The sequence below is a fragment of the Paenilisteria rustica genome, assembly GCF_013820765.1.
In the GTDB taxonomy this organism is placed as follows: domain Bacteria; phylum Bacillota; class Bacilli; order Lactobacillales; family Listeriaceae; genus Listeria_A; species Listeria_A rustica.
Map to the genome: position 1 here is coordinate 40,298 of NZ_JABJVM010000003.1, position 14,879 is coordinate 55,176.

General features: G+C 44.1%; 11 protein-coding genes. 5 read left to right on the top strand and 6 right to left on the bottom strand.

Going from position 1 to position 14,879, the window contains the following annotated elements:
- Nucleotides 1-369 precede the first annotated feature (369 nt).
- From HPK16_RS03740 to HPK16_RS03755, 4 genes are all read left to right on the top strand, one after another.
- Nucleotides 370-690: a DUF1433 domain-containing protein gene (locus HPK16_RS03740; RefSeq protein ID WP_181675678.1), complete on the top strand. Its 321-nt coding sequence runs from the start codon at nt 370-372 to the stop codon at nt 688-690.
- The gene (locus HPK16_RS03745) at nt 687-1,796 is read left to right on the top strand and encodes a Tle-like phospholipase domain-containing protein (RefSeq protein ID WP_181675679.1); all 1,110 of its coding nucleotides are present in this window, start codon (nt 687-689) and stop codon (nt 1,794-1,796) included. The genes HPK16_RS03740 and HPK16_RS03745 overlap by 4 nt, the downstream gene beginning before the upstream one ends.
- Nucleotides 1,797-1,817: 21 nt before the next feature.
- A complete protein-coding gene (locus HPK16_RS03750; protein WP_181675680.1) occupies nt 1,818-2,207 on the top strand; it encodes a hypothetical protein in 390 nt (129 codons plus the stop codon).
- 181 nt (nt 2,208-2,388) lie between these two features.
- Entirely contained in the window at nt 2,389-3,237 is an 849-nt protein-coding gene (locus tag HPK16_RS03755) for an aldo/keto reductase (protein ID WP_181675681.1), read from the top strand.
- 95 nt (nt 3,238-3,332) lie between these two features.
- Here the strand turns inward: HPK16_RS03755 and HPK16_RS03760 are convergent, their stop codons facing one another.
- The 6 genes from HPK16_RS03760 to HPK16_RS03785 form a co-directional block, all read right to left on the bottom strand.
- Nucleotides 3,333-5,708: a leucine-rich repeat domain-containing protein gene (locus tag HPK16_RS03760; RefSeq protein WP_181675682.1), complete on the bottom strand. Its 2,376-nt coding sequence runs from the start codon at nt 5,706-5,708 to the stop codon at nt 3,333-3,335.
- Nucleotides 5,709-5,808: 100 nt separating this feature from the next.
- Complete coding sequence (locus HPK16_RS03765; RefSeq protein WP_181675683.1) at nt 5,809-8,031, bottom strand: leucine-rich repeat domain-containing protein; 2,223 nt, start codon at nt 8,029-8,031, stop codon at nt 5,809-5,811.
- Nucleotides 8,032-8,056: 25 nt separating this feature from the next.
- Nucleotides 8,057-8,284 (bottom strand): hypothetical protein, encoded by a 228-nt coding sequence (locus tag HPK16_RS03770; RefSeq protein WP_181675684.1) that lies wholly within the window; start codon nt 8,282-8,284, stop codon nt 8,057-8,059.
- A gap of 240 nt (nt 8,285-8,524) precedes the next feature.
- Complete coding sequence (locus tag HPK16_RS03775; protein ID WP_181675685.1) at nt 8,525-10,714, bottom strand: leucine-rich repeat domain-containing protein; 2,190 nt, start codon at nt 10,712-10,714, stop codon at nt 8,525-8,527.
- Nucleotides 10,715-10,735: 21 nt separating this feature from the next.
- A complete protein-coding gene (locus HPK16_RS03780) occupies nt 10,736-12,562 on the bottom strand; it encodes a right-handed parallel beta-helix repeat-containing protein (protein ID WP_181675686.1) in 1,827 nt (608 codons plus the stop codon).
- A gap of 224 nt (nt 12,563-12,786) precedes the next feature.
- On the bottom strand, nt 12,787-14,133 hold the full coding sequence (locus HPK16_RS03785; protein ID WP_181675687.1) for a nucleoside deaminase: 1,347 nt from the start codon (nt 14,131-14,133) through the stop codon (nt 12,787-12,789).
- A 600-nt stretch (nt 14,134-14,733) separates the two neighbouring features.
- Here HPK16_RS03785 and HPK16_RS03790 point away from each other — a divergent pair.
- On the top strand, nt 14,734-14,877 hold the full coding sequence (locus HPK16_RS03790; protein ID WP_181675688.1) for a hypothetical protein: 144 nt from the start codon (nt 14,734-14,736) through the stop codon (nt 14,875-14,877).
- Nucleotides 14,878-14,879: the final 2 nt, after the last annotated feature.

A 14,879-nucleotide genomic window follows, 5' to 3' on the forward strand; every position in this document is an offset into this window, starting at 1 on the left:
ATGAAACAAGTTAGGTCTGGTAGTATGATATTGAGGAGTGGGCGTATGAAAAAAATTTCAGTTGATTTTGGTGTTTAAAGGTATTTATTCGCATGGAAACGAGAGAAACTTACATTGGCGGACCAACTGTGATAAAATGGTATTAAAAGGCGGGATAACGGGACGCTTATGAAATATATAAATAATAAGAATGGTGGTTGTGATTCTAGTGGTCTTCTAGTTATAGTCACGGGATTTGGAGTGAAATATAACATGAATCCTTGGAAGTTCTGAGTCACTATAATCGATGGGGTGAATGGAATGCGAAAAATTATAGGCATAGTAATAGCGATAGTCTTTGTATCAGTTATAACGGGAGGTTGCGGAGATATGAAAGAAAATGATGAGGCAAAGAGCCCAACAAAACAAGAACAAGAACTAATTACAGCTAATAAAGAAGATATTGAACTACTTTTAAGACATGATTTCAATGATATAGACCAAGTAACTCTTACTGATGTTGAAAAAACACCAATGGGCTATTTTATTAATGGTTATGCGAACGGTGATAAAGAGCTGAGTTTCAGTGCCTCTATTACAAATGAAAAATTTGATGGATCTTTAGGGTTATCAGATAAGTTTGATTCACTATTGAAGGCTGATGCGGGTAAATCTCTGAGTGAAATTAAGAAGGAGAGAAATATCAAATGAAGCTGTCGGATGAAACTTATTTTAACCTGTCTAAAATCGCTTATGAAAACGACTATTTAAAAATTGGGAAAACAATCAGGACAGGAGAGGGCGATTACTACAAGGTAGTTAACTCAATAGATGGAGACAGTGGGCTACAAGCTATTTGCGTAGTCACTTTAAGGGAATACCAGGACTATAACGCTGGCAAAACAAAATCTTACAACAATATGGTTTTTGTAAGCCGTGGTACGGAACCAGCCAAGCTAAAAGATGTGAAAGCTGGTGTTGGGCTGTTAACATCCAAGACGGAAGGGCAATTTGACGATTACGATCGCTTTGTTCATTCTACGCTGAAAAAATATGATGTAAAAGATTACAGTTTCACAGGACACTCTCTGGGTGGAGCTCTGGCACAATATGAAGCTGTAAAGCATACAAAACCCGCTACAACATTTGCGGCAGCACGAGCATATAATAAACTAACGGATGCCGAGCAAGCAAAGGCGAAAAAAGGTGACTACTGGAATCTTATTAAAGATTTAAGGCATCAGGATGATGTGGTTGGTTCTCTACCACCTAATGCGCTACTATTCTATCCTACATACTTCATGGAACGTAATCAATCAGCGTCTCTTTTGGATAAAGCAGGAATTGGCGGGCATTTAGCAGGAACGTTTGAAGGATGTTTTGGTGCTAATGGCTCAGCCGAAATGCTATATAAACCGGATGATATTCGTAGGCTTGGTACATCTATTCAGCAACTCGGAACAGATTGCTTGAGCGATGTGGAGCGGTTTCTTATATCTTTTAGAAATGAGCAAGAACTCCGTATGCAAGAGCTGAAAAGTAAATATTTAGGTAGATTATCGGGGGATTTGAATTTACTAACAGAATATGAGATAGAAGATGCACTTCATGACGTTGCTCAAAGTAAGTCGAATGGCGTACCAGTGGTTTTTAATACGGATATGCTAGAAAATGTGTTAGAGCAATTGAAGCATGAAAAAGTAGCGTGGCAAGATTTTGGAAGACGTATTGTAGATGCAGGGAACTCTATTGAGAGAAATGACGGAGAGCTAGCTCATATATTAAAGACAGACTTATCAGCAATGATGCGTTCTTGAGCCTAGAAAGGGAGAAACAGGATGATTGATTTTCAGAAAGAAATACAGCAATTAGACATAGATATTAAGAAAGCGTTGGTGGAGGGTAGTGAAGCAATAGCTGATAATTTAACGGGGATGAAAACAGAATTTGAGAAGCAACTTCAACGTACAAAACTGTACCAAGAGTTATACCGAGACGCGGAAAAAATAGCGGAGGACGCTAAACAGATGTTACATAAAGGCATGGATAGATTTGAGATATTAGGATATGAGGGGCAACGTTTGAATGACAAATTAAGATATTCTTTTGAATCTCACGCGGGTGCAATGGTTGCTAATGAATTTGGAGAGAAGCGAAAAAAGGTTCAGCAATTTCTGCAAGATGATTATGAGGCTGTAGCTTCTAGTTGCAGGGCGAATATGTTGTGAGGGGCGCTAAAAATAAATCATTTTTCTAGTAAGGCCTCAACTAAAACTTTGGAATTTTCTAATAAGCTAAGTCTCAAGGTAATAGTGCTGAGACTTGGCTTTTTTTCGTGTGAAATAGTTGGAATCTTGTATTCAGAGGTCTATACTTGGAGGTGAATGATAATCTGGGAGGTTTTTGAATATGGAGTTGAAGGCTACGGATTTAAAGAGGTTTCATAATGGGCAGGGGATTCCGCTTGTTGGGCTTGGGGTTTGGAAGATGGAGGATGAGAAGCAGGCAGTCGAGGCGATTCAGGTGGCCGTGGATGCTGGGTATCGGGCGATTGATACGGCTAAGGTGTATGAGAATGAGGACTTTGTCGGGCGGGCGATTCGTGAGGTCGGAATTCCGCGTGAGGATTTGACAATCACTTCGAAGCTTTGGAACGCGGATCACGGGTACGACGAGACGCTGCGGGCTTTTGAGACGTCCTTGAAAAAATTGCAACTGGATTATCTGGATTTGTATTTGATTCATTGGCCTGTGGGTGATTACAAGGCTTCATGGCGGGCGATGGAGCGGCTTTACAACGAGGGACTTATAAAATCGATTGGAGTGAGTAATTTCCACCAGCATCATTTGGAAAATTTATTCACGACGGCGAATGAGAAACCGGTGATTGATCAGATTGAAATGCATCCGTTATTGTCGCAAAAACCGTTGCGGACTTATTTGGAGAGTCAGGATATTGTTCATGAGGCATGGTCGCCGCTTGCTAAGGGTGGGGAACTGTTGAATAATCCTGTTTTGGCGTCGATCGCAGAGGCTAAAGGGCTGACTGTGGCTCAAGTGATCTTGCGCTGGCATCTAAATAATGGCTCGGTGATTATCCCGAAATCAGTGACACCTGAACGGATTCAGAGCAATTTCGATGTGTTTGATTTTGATTTGAGTGATGAGGATATGAAGAGAATTGATGCGTTGAATGAGGATAAGCGCACGGGATCTGATCCGGATAGCGAGGAATTTTTAGCGCGTACGTGGAACTGATTAAAAGATCTGTTTAAATCAAAGAAACCGCCATCCAAATCAAGTTAGAAAATTTGGATGGCGGTTTTTTATTCAAGGATTTCCCCTCTGTTATACTACTGTACTTTTATTTCTACATGTGATGCCCCGTAGAGTTGAATTCCACTATCTACAGTAATTGTATCTCCTGTCTTTAGCCGAGATAATTGGCCGTCACTATCCAGATTAAACCTACTATAAATTTTGAAATAGCCATCTGACATTATCTGTCCAGGACTTGTGCTTCTCGGAGTAATCACACGTTGCATTATTCCGTTGACTGTTAGGCGTAATGTTTGTGAACCTGGTAACGTTTGGCCGGTTATATAGTCAGCATTTGCTTGCGTTAGGTATAGTGTTGTTGGACGCTCGTTAGATACAACGACACATTCCGTGATAAGATTTTTTGGAGTATCTGGACCATAATCGACTCGAACAGTATAAAATGCTTTGAGGGGCCCTCTTGATTTCCCTGAAGAATCCAAGATGTTCCGTGAAGGTACCGAAAAATAGCCACCTGCAGTAGTGGTGATTTCGCGCTGCACAACCCCATCCACTAGAATCCGTATGCGGGCTGGACCATTCGATATGCGTCCGCTAATCTCTTGAATTCCCACGGTCACTGGGTTTATTTGTGGTGGCTTAATAGCACCGTCAAGAATGGTTGCATGGACAGGAGTACTTTCTATTCCTGTTGTACTTATAGCTGTTACTGCATATGAACTTCCAGCGAGGTGCAGACCTATTTTCACTGCAAAAACACCCTTTTCATCAGCGACTGCTTGGTATGTTTCACCTTCGATAACCACCTTAACACGATAGTTAGGGCTGGTAGTTCCATGCAAAGTGTCTTGCATGGAAGATACTAACATTAACCGCGGCGGTTTAGGAAGACCCAATACGCGCACTTTAGTTTGCACCTTGTATCCGGGGACGAGTTCACTTGTCACCGTCGTCAAGCCGTCTGCAGTCGCTGTGACAGGAATGCTAGTGATTTTAACATTCTTGCTTGTTAGGATTGCGGGACTAATTGTTACGTGATAAGGGTACTCCGAAAAAGGTGAATTTTTCAAACGTCCCCATTCTACCTCCACTGGCACGTCGTTATAAGTCCATGTAACGGGTAAGGTAGTGCTATCGCCAATGGAAGCTAGCTCTGTTGTTTCTGTTGGTAAACTTGCTTTATATTGGTTCGGTTTTCCAGGAATAAAATTGCCATCCCAAGTTACATCTATATCTGTAATATCTGCTTTTTGAAGGTGATTATTTGTGAGATTGACGGATTGTAAACTAGGTAACGCGCGGATAGAGTCTGTTTGTGTCATTGCATTATTAGTGAGGTCTAAGTGCTTTAAATGAGACAAAGGCGCTAAGAAACTCACATCTTGCAAGTCTTGCCTATTAAGTTTTAGTGTTTCTAGATTGGATAGAGCCAAGATAGGACTTAAATCTAATGGATCAAGATTGCCCTGGTACAGCGACAGGGAGGTTAATGATGTTAATTTTCGCAGTGCTGAAATATCTTCAAGGTGGGTTTTATCCTCAGGAGACCCACCTCCTCCTAAATTCAGTTTTTCAAGTGTTTTATTTTCAGCTAAAAAATTCAAATTTGACAGAAAGGTGACATCATCTACTGTTAGTTCTCGTAAATGAGTTAAAGGAGCAAGTGAATAATTTTCTGGAAAATTATTGAATTCCAAGGACTCTAACGTATTTAAATGGAGGATACGTGCCATATTATCATCAATGTTCTCTCCCCAAAGAAAAGTTGTAAATTTGAGGTGGCGTAAATTGACTGCGTATTCTAAGCCAGTGGTATCGTAGGCAGATGTCTGAAGGTCTGTGAGGGATTCCATCATCGATTGGGTTATAGGCATGTCAAAGTCTTCAAAGCCTAAGCTAAGCAAGATCATGCATCTTAAATCGAAGTCAGGTATTTCCACGACCGGGTCTTCCGATGTTGTTGCCGGTGTTATTTTGGGCTGATTCTCTGTCGTGGATTCAACTGCTGGTTGTAGAGGCTTTTGCATTTTTTCTATTGCGGTTGTCGGTTCCTCAACAGTGGGAGTTGGCGCTACGGATACGGTTTCTACTTCTTCAGCAGCTGTATTCTCATTTTTGTTGTTGGTAGGTGTTTCGGTGGGAGCTACAGTTTCATGGTGCTCTTGTTTCTCCGTTACCGGTACTTCTGTTGGAACTCCTGTTTCTGCTTCTGTGGCAGGAGAAGTAGGGGTTACAACGGTCGATTTTTCTTTCGCCAGACTGTTATCCTCGACTGTTGCTGTTTCAGTTGGATCCGTTGTCACCGAGTTGGTTGGCGTTACAGTTTCGGGATGTTCTTGTACCTCCGTTGCGGGCACTTTTGTTGGTGCCGTTGATTCTTCAGATGCCCAGGTCATACTGGGAATAATAAGGGCGGTTATTAATACGGTAATACCTAGTTTCTTCTTCATCTTTTTCTCTCCCCCTTTTTCTATTTTCCGTTCGTGAGTAGTTGTCTCCCATTTTCTGTTTCATATATAAGAGCGTTCGTATGGTAAAGTGTTGGCTTCCTTACTCCACGTTCGTTTCCGCAAAAGAACCGTGATAAATCTGTTCCCCGCTATCCACCGTGATCGTATCCGCCGTCTGTAAGCGAGCTAATTGCCCCTTACTATTCAAGTTGAAGCGGCTATAAATTTTAAAATGGCCATCCTGTTCAATTTGTCCGGCACCCGAGCTTTGTGGCGTAATCACGCGTTGCGGAACCCCGTTGACAATCAAACGCAAGGTTTGCGATCCTGGCAATGTTTGTCCCGTGATGTAGTCCGTACGCGCTTGTACCGGATCGAGTGTGGTTGGTCGGCTGGCGTCTTGCACGATTTGTCTGGTGATCAGATGTTCCGCGGTGTTTGGGCCAAAATCGACTTGGATTTTATCGCCGCCACGAATGGGACGATTCGATAACCCATAGGACGTCACCAGTTTCCGCGCAGGTACCGTGTAATAGCCTTGCGCATCGGTATCGACTTCGCGTTGCACAATGCCATTCACGAGCACACGTACACGAGTTCGGCCGTCGATAACACGCCCGCTAATGGCTTGAAGTCCGGTTGTCACTGGGTTTAATTGCGGTGGAATACCGTCGACGATCGCCGCATGAACAGGAACGCCTTCTGTGCCCGTTGGATCACTAATGGTGACCACATATGGCGTCCCAACAGGATACATGCCGATTGTTACATCAAAAGCCCCCGTGTCATCCGCCACGACTTGGTAGGTTTTCCCGTCGATAGCGACTTGGACATGGTAATGTGGACTCGTTTTCCCGTGCAACGTATCTTGTAGCTCCGATACGGGCGTTAACGTTGGCGGTTTAGGAATATCCAACACGTGGACCTTGGTCTGCACTTGATAACCAGGAATCACTTCACTTGTCAACGTGGTCATCCCGCCTTTCGTCGCTTCAATCGGAATACTCGTCTGCGTGGGTTTCGTACTTGTTAGAATCGCAGGGCTACTTGTCACCGTATTCCTTTGTTTCGCGAAGGGTACGTTGAAATATTTGTCTACTAACAAATCTCCGTAGCTATCTGTTTCCAAGGGCACGCCATTGTAAGTCCATGTCATCGGCAATATGGTGCGTTCACCAATGGCTAATTCCGTTGTCTCGGTCGGCAATTGGGCGGCATACTGATTCGGTTGCCCTGGAATAAAATTGCCATCCCAGATAACATTCTGCAACGCAGGTAAAGCGTTAATCGAATCGGTCGTCATAAACCAATTATTCGTGAGATCCAAGTGTGTCAAATGAGCTAACGGTGCTAAGAAGCTGGCATCTTGTAATCCTTGATTCTGGATGCGGAGGGACTCTAAGTTGGACAATGTCAAGATAGGGCTGTAATCTAATGGTTGGTTCGTATGGTACAGCGAGAGTGATTTTAATCGAGTTAAATGACGTAACGCCGAGATATCGGTTAGCGAATCATTTTCCTCAAATCTGTCCCCTAAATCTAGTTTTTCTAGTGCTGTATTCTCAGCTAGAAAGTTCAAGTCTGGCATTCTAGAATCATTTTTCACAGTGAGTTCCCGTAGCTCGGTTAAGGAAGCAAAGGAAGGGTACGGCATGTTAGCTCCAGGACCAGGACCAGGACCAGGACCTAATTCCAAGGTCTCCAAGTGATGTAACTGAAGGATACGTGTCAAATTATCTCCTTTAAAACCATAAGCTGATTTGAATTGACGCAAATTGACTGCATATTCTAAGCCAGTGGTATCATAAATGCTAGTGACTGTTAGGGTGGTAAGTGTGGCCATCATTGATCGTGTCACGGCGGTACCTCGTTTCAGGCCCAGAGCATTTGTGATGTAACTGTGCAGGCTATTATCAGGTATTGTTACCACCGGATCTTCCACGGTTTTTGTAGGAGGTGCTTCTACCTGCTTCTCTGTTTTTGGTTCTGGTGGGGATGTTTTCTCTGCTTGGCGTGGTACTTCTGTGTTTGTTTTTGCCACTATTACAGGAGAGGTTGAGACCTCGATGCTTGTTTTTTCTTCTGTGGCACTTTCGTCCTTGGCTGTTGAGATTTCTGCGGTTGCAGGTGCTGTTGTTTCTTCTGAATCGGTTGTTTCAGTTGACTCCGTTGTCACCGAATCGGTTGGCGCTAAAGTTTCAGGATTTTCTTGTTCTTCCGTTGTTGCCACATCTGTCGGTGCCGCTGTTTCTTCGGATGCCCAAGTCATACTGGGGATAATCAAGGCAGTAATTAATACGGTGATACCTAGTTTCTTCTTCATCTATCTATCTCTCTCCTCATCGTCTCTATTTTTCGTTCGTCAGTAGGGGTTTCCCGCTCTCCATTTCATAATAGGAGCGTTCGTCTGGTAACACGCTGGGTTCCTTCTCTAAATAATCCCAAGCTGGCATGCTCTCCAATGGCTGCGTTAGGATGGTTGGTAGCGTATCGGTTTGGAGCGCATTGGACGTGCTCTCGGCTTCTTGCAAAATCGCTTGGAAAGAAGTACTAACTTCTAGTATGTTGTCTCGCACATTCGTACCTGCATCCGTGGGTTTATCTGGGATGGCGTACGTATTCGAGTCTTCCCCATTATTATGCGAGCCTCGAATGCCAATATCCGCAGTTTTACGGGTCCCGGTACTTCTTTAGATAGAAAAGCGCTTAAAAGGCTTTTCATGTAGCCTTTTAAGCGCTTTTTGACACGAGAGCTGAGGAATTCGTTATAGGGTTTCGATGGGAGGCGCTCGCCATGTTGTGGTGTTGAGTCTTCCTTACTCCACGTTCGTTTCCACAAAAGAACCGCGATAAATCTGTTCCCCGCTATCCACCGTGATCGTATCCGCGGTCTGTAAGCGAGCTAATTGCCCCTTACTATTCAGGTTGAAGCGGCTATAAATTTTAAAATGGCCATCCGGTTCAATTTGTCCGGCACCCGAGCTTTGTGGCGTAATCACGCGTTGCGGAACCCCATTGACTATCAGACGCAAGGTTTGTGATCCCGGCAATGTTTGTCCCGTGATGTAGTCCGTACGCGCTTGTACCGGATCGAGTGTGGTTGGTCGGCTGGCGTCTTGCACGATTTGTCTGGTAATCAGATGTTCCACGGTATTTGGGCCAAAATCGACTTGGATTTTATCGCCGCCACGAATCGGACGATTCGATAACCCATAGGACGTCACCAGTTTCCGCGCAGGTACCGTGTAATAGCCTTGCGCATCGGTATCGACTTCGCGTTGCACAATGCCATTCACGAGCACGCGCACACGAGTTCGACCATCGATAACACGCCCGCTAATGGCTTGAAGTCCGGTTGTCACTGGGTTTAATTGCGGTGGAATACCGTCGACAATCGCCGCATGAACAGGTACGCCTTCTGTGCCTGTTGGGTCACTAATGGTCACGACATAAGGCGTCCCAACAGGAAACATGCCGATTGTTACATCAAAAGCCCCCGTGTCATCCGCCACGACTTGGTAGGTTTTCCCGTCGATAGCCACTTGGACATGGTAATGTGGACTTGTTTTCCCGTGCAGCGTATCTTGTAGCTCCGAAACGGGCGTTAACGTTGGCGGTTTAGGAATGTCCAACACGTGAACCTTGGTCTGCACTTGATAACCAGGAATCACTTCACTCGTCAACGTGGTCATGCCGCCTTTTGTCGCTTCAATCGGAATACTCGTCTGCGTGGGTTTCGTACTTGTTAGAATCGCAGGACTACTTGTCACCGTATTGCTTTGTTTCGCGAAGGGCACCACGGTATAATCGTCTACTAACAAATCTCCGTAGCTATCTGTTTCCAAGGGCACGCCATTGTAAGTCCATGTCATCGGTAAGACCGTGCGCTCACCAATGGCTAATTCCGTTGTCTCGGTCGGCAATTGGGCGGCAAACTGATTCGGTTGTCCTGGAATAAAATTGCCATCCCAGATGACATTTTGCAACGCAGGTAAAGCGTTAATCGAATCGGTCGTCGTAAACCAATTATTCGTGAGGTCCAAGTGTGTCAAATGAGCTAACGGCGCTAAGAAGCTAGCATCTTGCAATCCTTGATTCTCGATGCGGAGGGACTCTAAGTGGGACAATGTCAAGAGAGGACTGTAATCTAATGGTTGGTTCGTATGGTACAGCGAGAGTGATTTTAATCGAGTTAAATGACGTAACGCCGAGATATCGGTTAGCACGCCGTTATCCGAGTATTTATCTCCTAAGTCTAACTTTTCTAGTGTTGTATTCTCAGCTAAGAAATTCAAGTCAGCCATTTTATAGGCGTTCTTTATAGTGAGTTCCCGTAATTCGGTTAAGGAAGCAAAGGAAGGATAATGTGGAGCAACCCTAGGACCTAATTCCAAGGTCTCCAAGTGATGTAACTGGAGGATACGTGTCAAATTATCTCCTTTATAACCGCTATCCGTTGATATGAATTGACGCAAATTAACTGCATACTCTAATCCAGTAGTATCACCAACACCATTGACATCCAAGGTAGTGAGAGATGCCATCATTGATTGTGTCACCGGAGTATCTCGTTTCAAATCCAGGGCATCTGTGATGAAGCTATGCAGGCTATGATCAGGTATTGTTACCACCGGATCTTCCACGGTTTTTGTAGGAGGTGCTTCTACCTGCTTCTCTGTTTTTGGTTCTGGTGGGGATGTTTTCTCTGCTTGGCGTGGTACTTCTGTGTTTGTTTCTGCCGCTATGACAGGAGAGGTCGGTGCCACGATGCTTGTTTTTTCTTCCGTGGCCCTTTCGTCCTTGGCTGTTGATATTTCTGCGGTTGCGGGTACAGTTGTTTCCTCTGACTCCGTTGTCACCGAGTCGGTTGGTGCTGAAGTTTCAGGATTTTCTTGTTCCTCCGTTGCTGGCACATCTGTCGGTGCCGCTGTTTCTTCGGATGCCCAGGTCATACTGGGGATAATCAAGGCAGTGATTAATACGGTGATACCTAGTTTCTTCTTCATCTATCTCTCTCCTCATCGTCTCTATTTTTCGTTCGTCAGTAGGGGTTTCCCGCTCTCCATTTCATAATAGGAGCGTTCGTCTGGTAACACGCTGGGTTCCTTCTCTAAATAATCCCAAGCTGGCATGCTCTCCAATGGCTGCGTTAGGATGGTGGGTAGCGTATCGGTTTGGAGCGCATTGGCCGTGCTCTCGGCTTCTTGCAAAATCGCTTGGAAAGAAGCACCAACTCCTAGTATATTGTCTCGCACATTCGTACCTGCATCCGTGGGTTTATCTGGGATGGCGTACGTATTCGAGTCTTCCCCATTATTATGCGAGCCTCGAATACCAATATCTGCAGTTTTACCTGTTCCTGTATTATCTATCATGCCCGAGATGCCATTTCCTGACATATTGGTTTTTTTATTGGAGCTCATGAAAACAAGGCCATTCATCTCGGAATTGGTCAAAATATTATCGATAATGTTCGCTGCTTTCGTCACATGAATACTGATCCCGCCGCGAGAAGGGATGGTGGTTTTAATGGCATTGACATGATTCGTATCGATGATAAGCCCTTCTAAAAAGCCCAGAGTATTTGGATTCTGTAACAAATCCTGATACTTGGTGCCTGTTGCCACAATCCCGCGTTCCGATGTTTTCTTGTTTGGGTTGTAGATCGTGTTATCTGTTTCTTGGTTAAGATCATTCTCTTGAATAAGAATTTTTTTTGGCGGATAGGCGGCGATCAGGTTCTCCGTCCCCTCTTCTGGATAATCCATCCCACCGACGACAATCGGGAATCGCACTCCTAACAGACGGTTATTTTTGAAATTAATATCATAGCCTGAATGGGTGTCGAGTCCTTCCCATGTCGGGATATTCATGATGGTACTATTCGTTACGGTGTCATGTTGACTGCGATAATAGCCTTGCGTATACGTTGCATTACTCTGTGCAGCCTTTCCTTCTGTCGTCGTTGGGAATCGACTCGGGTCGTCCTCTGCCAATTGATTCGCATCGGTGGTTCCTTTCTTCCAGCTAAACGCCATGCCATAAGCTTGTTGTCCAGAAACCCCGACATCACTCACGAGCGTTCTATCGACATCTACGTTATTTGCAGAATACCCTGCAATCCCTGCGTAGCCGAGGTTTTCCAGTCGGTTCGTCTCTGCTCCTTTAACTTGAGAGCTTCCTATGATTTTAATATTATCCACAAACTCCATATAAATCCCTGTCCCACCCATATTCCGAATCGTCATATCTTGAATGGTCACATCATGCTTGCGTCCCCAACCGACATAATATTTGGGGGAAGTAGGACTGGTTGGATCGGGTAGCTTGGTTAAGGGATGCAACACAATCCCACGCTGATAGATATCCAATTGTTTACTAGCGGGATCCCACTGGCCGTCCAAGGTCAGTTTCTGAATCGTCGTTGGTGCCTCTTTTGTTCCACTAGCCGCGGTGAGCATCGCCTTTTCTTCCGGTTTTGTTTGTGGCGCCAACTGGATGGTGGTGAGATTCTTCCCGTCGTCGGTCGTTCCCTCTAGGATAAGCGATTTGTTGACGTTTAATCGATGGGCTAACGTATAAGTACCTGGAGACAAATGGACGCGTGTATAGCCGTTTTCCGTTGCAATGTCCATGCTCCCATCTACCGCTATCGATAGGGCCTCTGGACTCAAATCTTCTGGACTAGCATGGTTTATTTTATCAATAATGTAAGTCCTTTCAAGTGTATCTCCGGTGTAGTAGGTAATTGTTGCGGGTTCTGCTGCATAAACTGGTGCGCTAGAGAACATAACGCCAAGAGAAATGGCGCAACCTCCCATTATGTAGATTCCCCATTTAAGTATGTGTGGCATATGACTGCTCCCTTTCATCTGTTATTCTCTTGTAGTGAACACCATTATACTCCTTTCTATAAAGTAGACGAAACAGCTAGTATAGCAGGTTCGAGGAGGACTTTTTTTGACTGGTACGCCTTTTTCCCCTTATTTTATGATGATTTTGTGACAATTAATGAATATAAAAAACCAGCATACCATCAGTTTTGGGTACTGATAGTATGCTGGTTTTTTATCGTATTTTATTTGCTAGTCGTTGGTAATCCTGCTTCTAACGCAGCGATTAAATCTTGATTTGCTGTTTGTTTAATATGGACATTTACAGAATCATCGGCACTATAAAATGGTGGTAAGCCATCTGCGAATGCGTCTAATTCAGCTTGTGTTGCTCTTGGTACACCGTATTGGAATTGGGTTCTATCGGTTGGTATCGCGCCTTCCATTGTGGAACCGAACGCGCCGAAATCGGCCAATCCTTGTGGGTTTATTTCCATACCTTTTGCGTAAATGAACGTGTTGTATTTCGGGTGTCCGAGGTATTTCGTGGCATCCGCAACGCCATTCATTTGCAGGTCGTATCTTAATTTAGCGTAGCCGCGAGTCGTCAACATGAACGGCGTTTGAATTTCAGATACGGCTTGGTTTCCTGGAAGAGCCATAATCAAGTTTCCGAACGTGTCAAGGAGTGCAACGGCATTACCGTCCCCACCGTTCGCGATATCTTGCTCGGCAGCTTCGATGAGATAAGGTGCTAGCCCTTCGTCAGGAGCGTTAGGCGATGGTGCCGTGTACTCCAAAGCGTGTGGATAGGCTGCTTTTAATGCAAGGTAAATGGGATCGGTAGTTGCTAAAGTTTTCGGATCTAGTAGCTCATTTTCTGGCAAATCGGTATTGATTTTTGCTGAAACGTCGCTTAATGTCGCATCAAATGCAGTGGATGTTAGCGCATACGTTTGGTCTTCAATCGCCACATTTTCCCCGAAGACAGAGGAAACAGGTGCGCCGGTCGCTTTACGAGAGAACTTCTCAGTTAAGCCTAAAACGGCAGGATAAGAAAAGCTATCTTGCGCGGCGGCTTGCATGGAAGTGCCAGCGAGCGATGGGAATAACGCTGATTTATCGTAGTTAATACCAGCATACGTATCATTAGCGGAAACGACAACATTTGAAAATCCAGCTTGCAAAATGGAACCTGTACACATCGCGCATGGATCAAGTGATGTCACCAACACGATATTCTCCGGTTCAGGCAAGTTTTGCGATTCTTTATTTTCATAGTACCAATCAATCATTTGGCGCTCGCCGTGAGCAGTCGGATCGAAAGTCAGGTCGTTATTTACAACATTATTATGCTGTACGTAAACGACATTCCCGTCAGTGTCCATTAACATACCACCGACGCTAAAAGTCCCTTGGTCAGACGCGTGTAGCACTTGGTCAGCTGTTTCATAAACCGCATCTTGCACGCCGTTTATTGTTGTGGGAACTGCATCTGCGTGTGTGTCTTGTAATACGTTTCCTAATATAACACTACCAGCAAGAATCGATACCGCTGATAAAATTGCCCCTTTTTTCCATGTAAACCTCATTGATAAATCACTCCTATTTTTTATTTAAGAATCTTATTTTTGGGCCCCGTACCCTGCGAAAAAGAATATCAATTGTAGAATAACTTGCTTGAAGTAAAGTGGATAAGCGCTTATCTCTAACTTTAGTAGCAAGTAATACAATGGAAAGCGTTTTCGCAAATGAATTGTATCATGAATGGAATGAAATGTAAAACACTTTTCGCCATTTTGGTAAAAAGATTTTTTTTAACTAGAGTGGCTTTTTTGGATTATAAATGGTTGCGCGATGTGAATGATAAGTGCAGGGATTGATTTCTGTGGCTAATATAAATATCACATTAAAAAAATTTTGTCAATATCACTTTGTTGTTAATGGGGGTTTTTTCGTGTGTTTTTGTGTCCGAAATGTGTCTAAAAAAGAAAATTAATCATCCTTTTTGTCAAAAAATAGTGAAATATATTACTTATATGGTATTATTGGAATGTGAGCGGGAGGCTTCGGATACCGCAATATTTATTTTGCTATTTGTTTTTCGAAGAGGCAGAGATGATTAGATAATGGCAGAATTTTAGAAGACTGAATAAAATATATAGTATACAATAGGTAGGGAGAGTTTTTTTATGAGGGAAAGAAGGCATGTTTTTAGGGCGCTTATTGCATTTCTCGTTGTTGGAGATTTCCAAGTGACGGTGAACAAGTTAGTGGATGAGCAAGTGACGGCGACTAGCGGGTTGACGGTTACGGGAGTCGCGAAGCATGATTGAAA

Excerpts from the sequence above, each read along its gene's own strand:
- HPK16_RS03740 (WP_181675678.1), top strand. The coding sequence starts at position 370 with ATGAAAGAAAATGATGAGGCAAAGAGCCCAACAAAACAAGAACAAGAA.
- HPK16_RS03745 (WP_181675679.1), top strand. The coding sequence starts at position 687 with ATGAAGCTGTCGGATGAAACTTATTTTAACCTGTCTAAAATCGCTTAT.
- HPK16_RS03750 (WP_181675680.1), top strand. The coding sequence starts at position 1,818 with ATGATTGATTTTCAGAAAGAAATACAGCAATTAGACATAGATATTAAG.
- HPK16_RS03755 (WP_181675681.1), top strand. The coding sequence starts at position 2,389 with ATGGAGTTGAAGGCTACGGATTTAAAGAGGTTTCATAATGGGCAGGGG.
- HPK16_RS03760 (WP_181675682.1), bottom strand. The coding sequence starts at position 5,708 with ATGAAGAAGAAACTAGGTATTACCGTATTAATAACCGCCCTTATTATT.
- HPK16_RS03765 (WP_181675683.1), bottom strand. The coding sequence starts at position 8,031 with ATGAAGAAGAAACTAGGTATCACCGTATTAATTACTGCCTTGATTATC.
- HPK16_RS03775 (WP_181675685.1), bottom strand. The coding sequence starts at position 10,714 with ATGAAGAAGAAACTAGGTATCACCGTATTAATCACTGCCTTGATTATC.
- HPK16_RS03780 (WP_181675686.1), bottom strand. The coding sequence starts at position 12,562 with ATGCCACACATACTTAAATGGGGAATCTACATAATGGGAGGTTGCGCC.
- HPK16_RS03785 (WP_181675687.1), bottom strand. The coding sequence starts at position 14,133 with ATGAGGTTTACATGGAAAAAAGGGGCAATTTTATCAGCGGTATCGATT.
- HPK16_RS03790 (WP_181675688.1), top strand. The coding sequence starts at position 14,734 with ATGAGGGAAAGAAGGCATGTTTTTAGGGCGCTTATTGCATTTCTCGTT.